The organism is Pelotomaculum propionicicum (assembly GCF_004369225.1).
In the GTDB taxonomy this organism is placed as follows: domain Bacteria; phylum Bacillota; class Desulfotomaculia; order Desulfotomaculales; family Pelotomaculaceae; genus Pelotomaculum_B; species Pelotomaculum_B propionicicum.
Genome location: NZ_QFFZ01000073.1, coordinates 1 through 11,980, shown reverse-complemented (window position 1 = coordinate 11,980; position 11,980 = coordinate 1). Strand labels below are relative to the sequence as shown.

Genomic DNA, 11,980 nt, shown 5'->3' with positions numbered 1-11,980 from the left:
TATATAGGTATTATACTACAATACACAACAATATACAACACTAAAATCCAAAAATATTGACATTAAAATAGCCCGTAATATCGGGCTTAAAGAAATGTTTTCTAGTTATTTAGTTGCAAAACAACGGTGTTGAGATTGAAATCCAATATTAAAAAATAATTTTAACCAAGCCGTGGCCTCTATTTACTTTATGTCATAAATTATTTTGAGCAAACTGTTTATTTTATGACAAGGAGGGCATATAATATATATCAAAGGGAGTGATAAGAATGTTAAGCCTAAATGCTATAGGCGCAAAGTTGAAATCTTTACGTGAGAATAGTGGCTTAAATCAAGCTCAATTAGCAGCTTTTTTAGATGTAGATCAGAGCTTTATTTCAAAATGCGAAAAAGGGGAGAGACAATTAAGCGTTGATGCATTAGAGAAGCTATGTTGCTTATTCGGTTGTACTCTCAGCGAGCTATCAGATATGAATGAGGATATTCAGCATCTGCAATTTGCTTTTAGAGCTACCTCAATCAACAAAGATGACCTCACTGCCATTTCCGATATTAACAAAATAGCACTGAATTTGAGGCAGATGAAACAACTATTAGGAGTGGCACAATCGTGAAAGAAAAAATCGAATTAAATTCCGATGCCATAATGTTAAGAAAACGATTTGGGGAGGATATGATGTCTTCCCTTGATGTTTTTGCTTTAATGGGGAGAATGGATAATTTGACGTTAGTATTTTATCCATTCTCGGAACGTATCAGCGGTATGTGTATAAAAATTGATAACGATATGATTGTTGCTATCAATTCCACTCTTTCATATGGCCGTCAGCGTTATTCTGCAGCACATGAACTTTACCATTTATTTATTCAGGACGGGTTCGTAAGCACTATTTGTGAACAAAACATTGAGGCAGACAAGCCTGATTCGGAAAAAGAAGCGGATGCTTTTGCATCATATTTTTTAGCACCATATGATGCCTTAAAGTCTTTTGTAACAGAAACATTAAAAAAGCGTCCGTTGACATTATCAGCAGAAGATGTGGTAAAAATTGAACAGTATTTTCAAATGAGCAGGCAAGCAACACTTTTTCGCCTGATTAATGAGGGCTATATCAGTAAAGGGTTTGCGGACACAATGAAATCTAATGTGATTAAATCTGTGCTTAAACTTGGCTATGATGCATCCCTTTATCTGCCCTTGCCGGATAATAAACGGTATATGACAATTGGCAATTATATCAAGCTGGCAGAGGAACTTAGAGAAAAAGATATTATTTCTGACGGCAAGTATGAAGAATTGCTGATGGATGCCTTCCGGCCGGATATTGTCTACGGTCTTGACGCAACAGAGGTAGAAAGATATGACTGATAAGCTGTTTATTGATACTGACTGCCTTTCTGCGTTCTTATGGATAGAGAATGAAAACATACTGGTCAAGCTTTACGGCGGAAAAATCATTGTTCCCAAGCAGGTTTATGATGAATTGTCAAAACCATTCGTTCCCCATTTGAAACAGAGAACCGATATGCTTGTTGATTCAGGACATGCCAGCATAGGACAAATAATGGTCGGAACTGAAGAATATATACTGTACATAACATTGACTTCAAATCCAGAGCAAGGTTTTAGGGTCATTGGCCGTGGGGAAGCTGCTGCTATTGTTTTAGCCAAACAAAATAAGGGCATATTAGCAAGCAATAATCTTCGTGATATTGTTCCGTATGTTAAAAAGTATGGACTGCAGCAGATTACAACGGCGGACATTTTGGTTGAAGCCTTACATGGCGGCCTGATAACCGAAGCTCAAGGCAATGCAATATGGGCAAATATGCTACAAAAGCAGCGCAAACTACCTGGAGCCTCGTTAACGGATTATATAAAATGTTTATAGATCACGAAATTAAGCCATTAGAAACAATTGCTTTTATGGAGCCAGTAACAGCTACGGCCTTAGAAATAAAATATTTTTCAGGGGCATTATCGCCTGCTGAAGACTTTGGAGTTTGCAAGACGTTTATTTCGGCAAAAGGTGTAATTCGCACTACTTTTCAGAGGAATATGAAATACAGCGATCAATTTGACTTCGGTAGCAACCATTTGATGCCAGTCAGTGTTACATATGAATATAAGCTAAAAAATAACTCCGCAGCCGCAATATTTGAGGATTTTGATCTGCTTGAATTAAAACCATCTGAATCCGATCTACCAGCCGATGATGGCGGCAGTTGGCAGATGACGGTTTATACAAATGGTATGAACAGCAAATATGGAGAAGGGTAGTTATTCCGGCGGATATTACTTTCAAACGTCTTCATGATACGATTCAGTTTTATATGGACTGGCGGGATTATCATCTTTACGAATTTAAATTTCCGCAAGAGAAGCTTCGAATTACTAATGATGAAGAATCATATGAAGAATTTAAATTCTACTCCGCCAAATATAAAAACAAGAAACCATCCAAAAAAGAAGATCCTCATGGCATTATTGCCAGGATAATTGAAACAACTGTCAGACAGCCTCAGACAATCAAAATTGACAAATACCTGGAGAAGTACAAGAGTTTTGAATATACCTATGATTTTGGAGATTATTGGCGTCATAGGATAGTGCTCGAAAAAGTAATAGACGATTATGAATTTGGCATCCACAAATTCTTGCCGGCGAGGGTGCTTGCCCGCCGGAAGATGTAGGCGGACTTGGCGGCTATGAGGAATTTCTTGAAGCCTGGAATGATCCTAATCATCCGGAACATGAAGCCATGCGCCAGTGGGGAGAAAGTCAGCATTATCGTGACTTTGATATTAACTTCAGAAACAATCTGCTTAAGACTTGTTTGAAAATCAAGAAAGTCAAACAGTGAAGGGAGCCCGATTTAATGATAAAAAATATCAGTACATGCACTTGCAGCTCGCAAAATCCAGAACAAACCAGGGGGAATTGCCCGGTCTGCAATAACCAGGGTGAAGCTGTAGGTAAAATTACTGTTGAGCATTTGGTGACTGATGATAACCGCAAGGCAGTCGAGGGAGATAAATATAGAATTTGCATGAATGAGAACTGTAATGTTGTCTACTATAATGTGGATAATAGGATTAAATTCTTAAAAAACCAAGTTAGTGTTCCTGTCTGGTTTAAAAAAGATGCAAATCCTAAGTATGCATGCTATTGCAGCAAAGTTACCGAAGAACAAGTGATAGAAGCTGTAATTAGGCATGACGCGAAGATAGTAAAAGAAGTGAATGCTATAACTGGGGCTATGAAAAACTCTAATTGCATAGAAAACAATCCGCTGGGGGGTTGCTGTCATAAGATCATACAGGAAGCAATCGATAAAGGCTTAACCATGAAATGATTCAAGTCGATATGTTCCCTTGAACCGTCATTTACGGGGTATACGGAAATTGACTGTGTTGTGGTTAATTTAGACGAGCAGAGGGAGAAGGCCTTAAATATTGCCCTTAACAAAATCCAAGGGCAATGGGATGAGAACAAGCTGGCGGAAGTGATGGCTGATCTTGATGCCGGAGCCTTTGACGTATCCTTGACCGGTTTTGATGCCGCCGAGGTAGACGAGCTGCTCAACCGGACAAGAGCGCAAGGTCATCGCAGCTGTGATTGCAGAGGCAGTGGGAGGTACAGTAAAGTATGCCGGCGCACCGAGCTTTGCCTATGAAGCTGGGGATGAGAGGCTAGCTGGCAGCTGGCTGGTGGATAAGGACAGCGTGTTGTATTCACCTGAAATTGAATTTGACCAAGTAAAAGACATCAGGCCGGTGATTGATGCTTTAAACATTGCCGGGCTGACCGCCGAGGGAATGATAACGCTTAAGTTCCCTGCCTGTGATTTCAATGAGGCAAGCCTTATTATTCTTGAAAACCTTAGGGCGCTTAGAAATCAAGGGAGTACTGGTGCTTCTGTCTATGATGAGCGGGGAATCTTAATAATCTAGGAACCTTGAAAAGTTAGCATAATTATGATAATATTATGCTAAGCTTATCAGGGAGGTGTTATTTTATGCCGCAGATTAGACCGGTATCCGACTTGAGGAATAAATTCGCAGATATTTCAAAGATTGTTCATGAAACTTCTGAGCCCGTTTTTTTAACAAAAAATGGGTATGGCGATATGGTTGTCATGAGTTTTCAAGCCTATGAAAAGCTTCAATTCGAGAGTGAGATATATTTCAAGCTGAAAGAGGCGGAGTTGCAAGCAAAACAAACCAATCAACGGTCTTCCCATAAGGAAGTATTTGACAGCATACGGCAGGCCATGCAGAAAAAGGCAGATGGCAAGAATGTATGAGATTGTTTACCTTCCGGTAGCCAAACAGGATATAACAGACATTATTTTGTATATATCCGACCAGTTGAATGCGCCAAAGGCCGCGATGGATTTGTTGGATGCATTTGATCATTCGATTTCCCTGTTAAGTGAGTTTCCATACGCTCATAAGATTTACCGTCCGTTGAGGGCTTTGGAGGAAGAGTATCGAATGTTGCCGGTAAAAAACTATGCGGTTTTCTATACTGTTCGAGAGCAGGAGAAAGTTGTTGAAATACATCGGGTAATATATGCAAGGATGGATTTAACAAAGTTAGTCAAATAGCAAGAAACTGAATACAAAGAGTTTAGAGAAAAAATTCATTTTATCAAGGCACTTCGTTAGAGGTGCTTTTTTCATGCCATTTTGCGGGAGGAATGAAATGAGAATACCAAAACGGAAGGCATCCCAAAGGAAAACCGGTTTTTAGGCTATACCAAGGATGAAAACAAACAGGCTGACGGTTGAATTTAAGTCAGGGGTAGAGGTTGAAATTGAGAATTAGGGGAACATGGCAACCGCCAGTTGAGGAGCAAAACTCCTTGATTGGCGGTCTTTTTGTATGATTGACAATATGCGGAATAGTAGTATAATGTTGATAACAACAATGTTAATAATGATGATAAGAGGGTGTTTGTCATGGTTGATGTTAATGAATTATTGGAAGAAGCTATAAAAGAAATTGATAACCTTCAAGAAAACGAGATATTTCTGGTCAGAGATCTATTTAAGGGTTATGTCTGGAATAGAATCCCATTAAAAGACAGGCTGCTTCTTGGAACGTTATTTTTAAATCAAATAAATAAAACTGGTGGAAATATTCAGGCTATAGAGAAGACTTCTTCGAATCAGCAGAGATATGAGAAAATATGCAAGTAAATTTAGAAAAAGGGTGGATTTATAGCGGTTTGTTCTAAATATTCACATAAGACGTTCAGTGATTCTTACTCTTTTTTGAATGTTTTTAATAGTGGTTGGGGAGGTTGACAGTGTTGAACAAAAACATTCAATTAGGAATAGGTTTTGCGACAGGACGTAAGAGTTTCCGAAAGGTTTTAAAAACTTATGTTTACAACTGGCGGGAATGTGGTTTAGCTGAAAGAAAAGATATCGGTCTAAACCTTCTAGTTGCTTATGATTTGAAGTATTCAAATACTAAACCAGAAGATTATAAAGAAATAAAAAAAGAAGTGCTTGATCTGATAGATAATGTCTATTTTATCGGTAAAGATGAGATGAAGGCGGAAGTCCAGCATCTTGTGCGGAAGAATGTTATCAATAAAAAAGAAACTTGGATTTTTGGAAGTGGATATGCAGCTCAGCGTAATTCTATTCTGTATACTGCGATAAAAAACAACCTAGATTATCTTATATTCTTGGATGATGACGAATATCCACTAGCAGTAACCAGGACACGCCCGAACGTTGTATGGAGTGGTCAGCATGTTATAAAAACTCACTTGCGCTATATCAGACAGGCTGATATCACTCATGGCTACCATTGTGGGTATGTATCCCCCATTCCTTATGTGGAATTTAACAGTGTTCTGACTGAGAATGATTTTGCTACATTTATAGAAGCTATAAGCAACGATATCATTAATTGGGATTCAATACGAATGATAATGAATAATGGCAGTATTACTTATGCCGATACGCAGGTGCTTACTAGCGATGTGACAAAGGAGGTTAAGGAAGTCAATCATTGTAAATTTATTTCCGGAGGGAACCTTTGTATTAACCTGACTGATCCCCCTAGAGTAAAGCCATTCTATAATCCGCCCGGTGCACGTGGTGAAGACACTTTTTTAAGCACCTGTCTGAGCGAACACAAGGTGATCCGGGTACCGTGTTATACATTCCATGACGGATTTTCTACCTATAATCATTTGCTTGATGGAGTATTGCCTATCAACCTTCGATACGTTAAAGCAGATTCAGAGCAAATTATAACCCGCTTCTACAATGCTTGTATTGGCTGGATTCGATACAAACCACTTCTGCTATATATAACACAACGAAATGTCTACGAAGATAAAATCGAACAGATGAGGCAACAGCTAGGTGAAACATTGCCTAAATTATGTAATTACTTTAATAGGAAGGAATTTATGAATATAGCAATTGAATTAGAGAAATATCACAGTAACGTCCAAAAGCATTACAAAGAATTTCTTGAAATACAACGTATTTGGGCCAAAATATGTAATTATCTATACTCAAATGATGGACGAGCTTCTAGGTTGTTGGAAGCAGCAAATATTACGGAATATATGACCAGAGACTTTCATTGTAAAAAAATAGGAAGAAGGCAATATAAGAAAATTGGGGCCCGATATAACCATTATTCTGATAAGGTTGAAGCGTAACCACTATTTCTGAAGAAGATTTGCTTTAAACTAGTTGCAGGTGATGTGATTATACCAATATTAGGAAATAACTTTAACCAAGCCTTGGCCCTATTTGTTCGAATTTGTCAGCAGAAGAGTTGTGAAAATAGGGGTGAAGCAGGGGGACGTTCTTTTTGCTTCCCAGGATGTTGTCAAGAACCCCATCCCCTGACACCACCGCTACTTCACCATCTTCCCGCGCGCCGCTCAGGATCGACTCCTTCAGCATTTCCGCGGCGGATAAGGATTGCCCGATTGCCATACTTGTCCTTAAAGATTTTTCAATAATTTAAAAAAACTCTTGCAATATTTAACTTCACAACTCGTCAAATTAAATCTTAATGACTGGAAGATATATCTCATCGTTGGCTGTGTTTGGGCAGCATGGCATATTCCATATTACCTGGTCTTTTTACCTGAGGCAGATATACAAGCGGTAATGCCTGTCAGCCGAGCTGTATATGCCGTTGTTGCTTTTATAACTTTGTTATCTTGGGCGGTGATGTTTACTGAGCTGTTTAGGGTAACAAAGTCAGTTTGGCCATGTATTTTAATGCATATGGTAGAGGATTCACTCGTAAATCTTTTAGTTATATCACATTATATCAGCATCGCAACCGGAAAAGAAATTCTTGTTTCTCCAATCAATGGAATCATTACTTCAATTCTATATGTTGCCGTTGGACTCGGAATAAGAGCTTATAGAATACGAGCAAACCAAATACTCATTGGCTAAATTCAAATGCTAATAATTAACGGGGGTTAAAGGTTAATATGATAAGGGCAGTTCAAAATCAAATTGAACCAATTGCTAAGCTGTTGCTGCGGACCCGCCGTTCAGCATTGTGTTGGATGCGCAGTATGAATTATCGGCACAGGATAATAATATTGAGGACTTGCTGATGGTCATCAAGTATGTTTTTTAGAGTCCCTGGACCTGTAGTAGATGGCCCCGGCCAGAGCCAGGGGGAGCAGCGTGGTCAAATACATGACCTGATAACCGGTTGCTTCCGCCACGTAGCCCCAGAGAATCGTGCCCAAACCAATGCCCAGGTCAAAGGCGATAAAGAAAGTGCCGGTTGCGGCGCCCCGCCTGTGTTCCGGCGTGTGGCGCACGGACAAAGCCTGTAAAGTTGGAATGCAGGCGCCAAAACCGAGGCCCAGGACAGCGCCGGCCAGGAGGAAGCCGGTGCTGGTCCGTGACAGGCTGAGGGAGATCATAGCAATAAGGATAGTCAGGTGCCCGATTAACAGGATCATATTACTGCCTCCCCTGTCCGTCCAGCGGCCGGATACAGGCCGGGAAACCAGCATGGTCAGGGCAATAGCCGTAAAAAACAAGCCGATATTGGCAATACCTCGCTCGGTTGCGTACAAAGATATAAATGAAAGTACTGAACCATAAACAGCAGCCAGAAAGAACATCACCCAGGACGCGGGCAGGGCTGTTTTTTCCAGCAGGCTGGCCCAGATTCCCGCGGCGGAACCGCCGGGAGCAATTACAGGTACATTGGTGTCCCGGACCGGCAAACTGCAGCAAAAGGTCAGCAGGCTCAGCAAGAATACCGCCAAAAACAATACAGGATAACCGGATTTACCCACCAGCCAAAAACCAAGTAAGGGCGCTAAGGCCATTGACAGGGAAGATGTCAGCCCAAAGTATCCCATCCCCTCACCTAAACGGCTGGTGGGTAAACTGTCCACTACCATGGTGCCCATGGCTGTGCCTACTATGCCGAAGGCCATGCCATGCAGGCAGCGTAAAAATATTATTAAAGAAACACCTGCTGCCAGCCTGTAGAAAGCTGCGACGGCCAGCAGCATTACCAGGCCAAGGACTACGATCTTTCTGCGGCCATAACGGTCAACCAGCCAGCCGGCGAAGGGGCGCATGGCCATGGCGCCGGTGGTATAGACGCCCATCACATAACCGACGTCCCTCTGGCTGCCGCCGATCTCCAGCAGGTACAACGGCAGGGTGGGCAGGAGCATCTGCAGACTAATAAATAAAGTTAAATTAGCCAAACACAGCAGGGTAAAATTTCTGGTCCAGATGGAGACAGAGTGCTTTAATCCTGCGGCTTGCCGGCTGGTTTGGGTGTGATCTTGCATAATACCTCCAAAAATTAATAAGCTGTACGTCCGCACAGCTTATAAAAACAGATTAAATTTCTGGTTTCAAGTTGGACTGAACACTTTTTTGAAAACGGTTAATAGGGTATCTCATTATGTTTTTAGGAAGGTTTCTCCAAATCCAGGAGGTAAGCCTTGATTTCCAAACCTCCGCCGTAGCCTACCAGCTTTCCGTTGGCACCGATTACCCGGTGGCAGGGGATAAATATCGGGATCGGGTTGCGGTTGTTGGCAAGGCCGACCGCCCTTGACGCTTTCTTATTGCCCACACTCTGCGCTACTTCCTGGTAACTCCGTGTCTGGCCATACGGGATGGCGCGCAGGCTTTCCCAAACACGCCGCATAAACTCTGTGCCGGCGGGGGCAAGCGGCAGGTTAAAATCTCTCAGCTTCCCCGCCAGATAATCCTGCAACTGCCTGGCTGCCTCTTTTATTAGCTCTGTTTCTTGAACCACAGTATCCCGTGGAATGTTTTCTTTTTTAAGATACAGGTTCGTAACAGCGTTTCCGTTGGCGGCGATGCCAATTTCCCCAAGATCTGTCTGATAGAAAAAGATATTTTTCATATTAATTTCGCTCCGAGAAGCCATTTTTAAGATTACGTATTTCCTTATATTTAAGTATATCAAAGATTGTCTATAAATGTATTTTAAAATATAAAAACTAGACGTAGAAATCGATAGATGTTTCATTAAAATTTAATTATATATTTATTATTGGATGGTATAATAAATCAACCAATTGGCTGTTGTTAACCGGTAAAAAGGTTAATATACTAATCCTTAACCAATCCAATCAGAGGAGGTATAAGGATGAGTTATAATTATGCCGAGCGGGTCAGCCAGATGGAAAGCTCGGTAATACGTGAGATATTGAAAGTTACTGAACGTCCCGAAGTGATTTCTTTTGCCGGCGGGCTGCCAGCCCCGGAGATGTTTCCCCTTAAAGAGATCAGGGAGGCTTTTTGTCATGTCCTGGAGAGCGGCGACCCATCTGTCCTGCAATACAGCACTACGGAAGGATACCCGCCTCTGCGTGAGTACATAGCTGCCAGGATGCGAGAAAAAGGGGTGGAGGCGGGACCTGATAATATTCTGGTCACTAATGGCTCCCAGCAGGCGCTGGACCTGCTGGCAAAGCTCTTTATCAATCCAGGAGATGTAGTTTTGGTGGAAAAACCAAGTTACCTGGGTGCGATTCAAACCTTTCGCAGTTACCAGGCTGGATTTGTGGCGGTGCCCGCGGATAACCAGGGTATCGATGTCGAAGCCATGGAATTGGCCATAAAGAGACAACATCCCAAGCTGATTTACCTGACCCCCACTTTTAAAAACCCGACCGGTGTAACCATGAGCCTTGAAAGACGCCGGGCGGTTGCTGATTTATTGGGGAAATTCGAGACGCCCCTAATTGAGGATGATCCTTACGGCGAGCTCAGGTACTGTGGTGAAACACTACCTCCTGTCAAATCTTTTGACATTGCCGGCCAGGTAATTTACCTTAGCACTTTTTCCAAGACTATAGCGCCCGGGCTGCGCCTGGGCTGGATTGCGGCCAGCCGCGAATTAATCCGCAAACTTGTCCTGGCCAAGCAGGGTACCGACCTGCACACGGGCACACTGGTGCAGCGGGCGGTACAGAGCTATCTGGAGAACTCCGACGTGTCCGGCCATGTCCTGGCTATCCGCAAGGAATACGGCAGGCGCCGGGATATCATGCTGGAGGAGATGCAGAAGAACTTCCCGGACGGCATTTTCTGGACCAAGCCGGACGGGGGTATGTTTTTGTGGGTGACCATGCCTGATCACTTTGACACCATACAGCTTTTGGAAAGGGCAATAGAAGAAAAAGTGGCCTACGTGCCAGGCGCGCCTTTTTACCCGGACCGGGAGGGACTGAATACAATGCGTCTGAATTTTTCCAACTCCACCCCGGACCAGATTAAAAATGGCATACGGCGTCTGACCCGTCTCTTTACAAGCTGTATGAATTGATCACATATAATAGATTAGGAAAAGAAAACTATTAGGAGGAATAAATTTGTTGAGTGAAGTTGAATTTGTTGAGGTTAATGAAAAGGATATTGATATAATAGGCCCTTTATGGGAGAAACTTATTGAGCATCTCCAGCTAAATTCAGAGGATTTTACTAACAGATTATCACAACATGATTTTCAAACTAGAAAAAAAGATATTCTTAATAAAGCTGAATCAGGCGCCGTTAGAATAGATTTGGCCAGGAATTTAACGCAGGATCAACTTATAGGTTTTTGTATTAGCTCAATTACGAAGGATAATGAGGCGGAAATCGATGCAATTTACGTTGAAGATAGATACCAAAGGTTGGGCATTGGAGACAAATTTATGAAAAAGGCTTTATTTTGGATGGATGCTAAGTCTGTAAAAGCGAAAAAAATAATTATTACGTCCGGCAATGAAAAAATCATAGCCTTTTACAGCCGTTACGGACTTTTTCAATATATTGTGATGTAATGGGGGGGAGGATGAGTTGTGAAGATAAAGCATGAACCGATGGCAGAAAAACACGGCAGGGAAGTAATGGATATCTTCAATTATTATGTGGAAAACAGTTTTGCCGCTTACCCTGAGCATAAGCTGCCATACGAGTTTTATGGCAAGTTTCTGGAGATGGCCAGGGGGTACCCGGCGTATGTAATAAAAAATAATGACACCGGGAAAGTGATTGGGTTTTGTTTTCTAAGAGCTTATAACTCCATGCCGGTGTTCAGGGAAACTGCGGAAGTCAGTTATTTTTTGGATCAGGATGAGACAGGCAAAGGCATTGGGAAAGAGGCTTTGGAACTGCTTGAGAAAGAAGGAGTCAAAATGGGTATAAAATACCTTTTGGCAAATATATCGTCACTCAACGACCAGAGTCTGCAATTTCATAAGAAGAATGGCTTTGTTGAATGCGGCAGGTTTTTGCATATAGGAAGAAAAAAAGAGAAGAACTTTGATGTGGTCTGGATGGAGAAAGAGATTAATTAGGCTCTTAAGTCCAAGTATCTTTGAAAAATGGAAAGAAACTAAGCAAACCCATGAAAAGACAATATGAAACCAGGGGCCGCCGCCAATGATAGCCATTCTTTAAAAGAGGTATTCGAGGGTAA

19 protein-coding genes and 1 pseudogene are annotated in these 11,980 nt (G+C 41.8%); 17 read left to right on the top strand and 3 right to left on the bottom strand.

What is annotated here, in order from left to right; genetic code table 11:
• Nucleotides 1–269 precede the first annotated feature (269 nt).
• The 13 genes and pseudogenes from Pmgp_RS18010 to Pmgp_RS17955 all read left to right on the top strand — a co-directional run bounded on the left by Pmgp_RS18010 (nt 270) and on the right by Pmgp_RS17955 (nt 6,695).
• Nucleotides 270–614, top strand: coding sequence for a helix-turn-helix domain-containing protein (locus tag Pmgp_RS18010; RefSeq protein WP_134215879.1), 345 nt, complete (start codon nt 270–272; stop codon nt 612–614).
• Nucleotides 611–1,369 carry an ImmA/IrrE family metallo-endopeptidase gene (locus Pmgp_RS18005; protein WP_134215877.1) on the top strand — a complete coding sequence of 253 codons (759 nt, stop codon included), beginning with the start codon at nt 611–613 and terminating at the stop codon, nt 1,367–1,369. Before Pmgp_RS18010 ends, Pmgp_RS18005 begins: the two co-directional genes overlap by 4 nt.
• Nucleotides 1,362–1,892, top strand: a complete 531-nt coding sequence (locus Pmgp_RS18000; RefSeq protein WP_134215875.1) for a PIN domain-containing protein — start codon at nt 1,362–1,364, stop codon at nt 1,890–1,892. Before Pmgp_RS18005 ends, Pmgp_RS18000 begins: the two co-directional genes overlap by 8 nt.
• Nucleotides 1,883–2,281, top strand: coding sequence for a hypothetical protein (locus Pmgp_RS17995; RefSeq protein WP_134215873.1), 399 nt, complete (start codon nt 1,883–1,885; stop codon nt 2,279–2,281). Before Pmgp_RS18000 ends, Pmgp_RS17995 begins: the two co-directional genes overlap by 10 nt.
• Nucleotides 2,227–2,694, top strand: coding sequence for a plasmid pRiA4b ORF-3 family protein (locus Pmgp_RS17990; RefSeq protein ID WP_282432919.1), 468 nt, complete (start codon nt 2,227–2,229; stop codon nt 2,692–2,694). Before Pmgp_RS17995 ends, Pmgp_RS17990 begins: the two co-directional genes overlap by 55 nt.
• Nucleotides 2,640–2,864, top strand: coding sequence for a plasmid pRiA4b ORF-3 family protein (locus Pmgp_RS20630; protein WP_345789159.1), 225 nt, complete (start codon nt 2,640–2,642; stop codon nt 2,862–2,864). Before Pmgp_RS17990 ends, Pmgp_RS20630 begins: the two co-directional genes overlap by 55 nt.
• A 15-nt stretch (nt 2,865–2,879) precedes the next feature.
• A complete protein-coding gene (locus Pmgp_RS17985; RefSeq protein ID WP_134215871.1) occupies nt 2,880–3,356 on the top strand; it encodes a Csac_0668 family 2Fe-2S cluster-binding (seleno)protein in 477 nt (158 codons plus the stop codon).
• Between the two features lie 36 nt (nt 3,357–3,392).
• Nucleotides 3,393–3,590, top strand: a pseudogene (locus Pmgp_RS17980) (ParB N-terminal domain-containing protein); the annotation flags it as partial.
• Nucleotides 3,591–3,615: 25 nt separating this feature from the next.
• A complete protein-coding gene (locus tag Pmgp_RS17975; protein WP_134215869.1) occupies nt 3,616–3,954 on the top strand; it encodes a hypothetical protein in 339 nt (112 codons plus the stop codon).
• A gap of 65 nt (nt 3,955–4,019) precedes the next feature.
• Nucleotides 4,020–4,307, top strand: a complete 288-nt coding sequence (locus Pmgp_RS17970; protein WP_134215867.1) for a type II toxin-antitoxin system Phd/YefM family antitoxin — start codon at nt 4,020–4,022, stop codon at nt 4,305–4,307.
• The gene (locus tag Pmgp_RS17965; RefSeq protein ID WP_134215865.1) at nt 4,300–4,611 is read left to right on the top strand and encodes a type II toxin-antitoxin system RelE/ParE family toxin; all 312 of its coding nucleotides are present in this window, start codon (nt 4,300–4,302) and stop codon (nt 4,609–4,611) included. The genes Pmgp_RS17970 and Pmgp_RS17965 overlap by 8 nt, the downstream gene beginning before the upstream one ends.
• A gap of 354 nt (nt 4,612–4,965) precedes the next feature.
• Nucleotides 4,966–5,205, top strand: a complete 240-nt coding sequence (locus tag Pmgp_RS17960; RefSeq protein WP_134215863.1) for a single-stranded DNA-binding protein — start codon at nt 4,966–4,968, stop codon at nt 5,203–5,205.
• Between the two features lie 110 nt (nt 5,206–5,315).
• The gene (locus Pmgp_RS17955; protein ID WP_243119948.1) at nt 5,316–6,695 is read left to right on the top strand and encodes a hypothetical protein; all 1,380 of its coding nucleotides are present in this window, start codon (nt 5,316–5,318) and stop codon (nt 6,693–6,695) included.
• A gap of 73 nt (nt 6,696–6,768) precedes the next feature.
• Here the strand turns inward: Pmgp_RS17955 and Pmgp_RS17950 are convergent, their stop codons facing one another.
• Nucleotides 6,769–6,978: a hypothetical protein gene (locus Pmgp_RS17950; RefSeq protein ID WP_134215861.1), complete on the bottom strand. Its 210-nt coding sequence runs from the start codon at nt 6,976–6,978 to the stop codon at nt 6,769–6,771.
• A gap of 39 nt (nt 6,979–7,017) precedes the next feature.
• Between Pmgp_RS17950 and Pmgp_RS17945 the strand changes: the two genes are divergently transcribed.
• Complete coding sequence (locus Pmgp_RS17945) at nt 7,018–7,452, top strand: CPBP family glutamic-type intramembrane protease (RefSeq protein ID WP_243119947.1); 435 nt, start codon at nt 7,018–7,020, stop codon at nt 7,450–7,452.
• A gap of 173 nt (nt 7,453–7,625) precedes the next feature.
• Here Pmgp_RS17945 and Pmgp_RS17940 read toward each other — a convergent pair whose 3' ends face one another.
• On the bottom strand, nt 7,626–8,828 hold the full coding sequence (locus Pmgp_RS17940) for an MFS transporter (protein ID WP_134215859.1): 1,203 nt from the start codon (nt 8,826–8,828) through the stop codon (nt 7,626–7,628).
• Between the two features lie 122 nt (nt 8,829–8,950).
• Nucleotides 8,951–9,415: a methylated-DNA--[protein]-cysteine S-methyltransferase gene (locus Pmgp_RS17935; RefSeq protein WP_134215857.1), complete on the bottom strand. Its 465-nt coding sequence runs from the start codon at nt 9,413–9,415 to the stop codon at nt 8,951–8,953.
• Nucleotides 9,416–9,661: 246 nt separating this feature from the next.
• Here Pmgp_RS17935 and Pmgp_RS17930 point away from each other — a divergent pair, with 246 nt between their 5' ends.
• From Pmgp_RS17930 to Pmgp_RS17920, 3 genes are read left to right on the top strand one after another with little or no spacing between them, the layout of a single operon-like run.
• Nucleotides 9,662–10,843, top strand: a complete 1,182-nt coding sequence (locus Pmgp_RS17930) for an aminotransferase-like domain-containing protein (RefSeq protein WP_134215855.1) — start codon at nt 9,662–9,664, stop codon at nt 10,841–10,843.
• Between the two features lie 49 nt (nt 10,844–10,892).
• Nucleotides 10,893–11,342, top strand: coding sequence for a GNAT family N-acetyltransferase (locus Pmgp_RS17925; RefSeq protein ID WP_192903012.1), 450 nt, complete (start codon nt 10,893–10,895; stop codon nt 11,340–11,342).
• An 18-nt stretch (nt 11,343–11,360) separates the two neighbouring features.
• Nucleotides 11,361–11,858 (top strand): GNAT family N-acetyltransferase, encoded by a 498-nt coding sequence (locus Pmgp_RS17920; RefSeq protein WP_243119946.1) that lies wholly within the window; start codon nt 11,361–11,363, stop codon nt 11,856–11,858.
• Nucleotides 11,859–11,980 lie beyond the last annotated feature (122 nt).